Source organism: Paraburkholderia sp. SIMBA_027 (assembly GCF_046535315.1).
In the GTDB taxonomy this organism is placed as follows: domain Bacteria; phylum Pseudomonadota; class Gammaproteobacteria; order Burkholderiales; family Burkholderiaceae; genus Paraburkholderia; species Paraburkholderia tropica.
In genome coordinates this window covers 1-251 of record NZ_JAWRWY010001216.1, presented here as the reverse complement: position 1 = coordinate 251, position 251 = coordinate 1, and the positions used below count along the sequence as shown (strand labels likewise).

1 protein-coding gene is annotated in these 251 nt (G+C 65.3%); it reads right to left on the bottom strand.

Annotated elements, in window-relative coordinates; genetic code table 11:
• On the bottom strand, window positions 1–231 hold a 231-nt coding region (locus tag SB764_RS43015), incomplete at its 3' end, for a hypothetical protein (RefSeq protein ID WP_410867175.1).
• Between the last annotated feature and the right edge of the window lie 20 nt (window positions 232–251).

Sequence of the window (251 nt, the reverse complement as noted above, 5' to 3'; positions counted from 1 at the left end):
GGCAGAGCCGCGCAGCGATTTTTCCGAAATGTCGATCAGCGGCGAGAAGGTGGCTGCCGGCATGCGCACATCCTCGGGTTCGTCGAACGCAGCAGTTGAAGACCTGTCACCGCGGGCGACCTCCAGCTGGCCGTTCAGGATGGCGCGTTCGGCACGCAGCTGGCGGATCTCGGATTTGGCGATCTCCAGGCTGGTGCGCAGCTGGCCGATTTCGTGGCGGTCGCTGTCCATGCGGGTGTCGAGATCGCGCC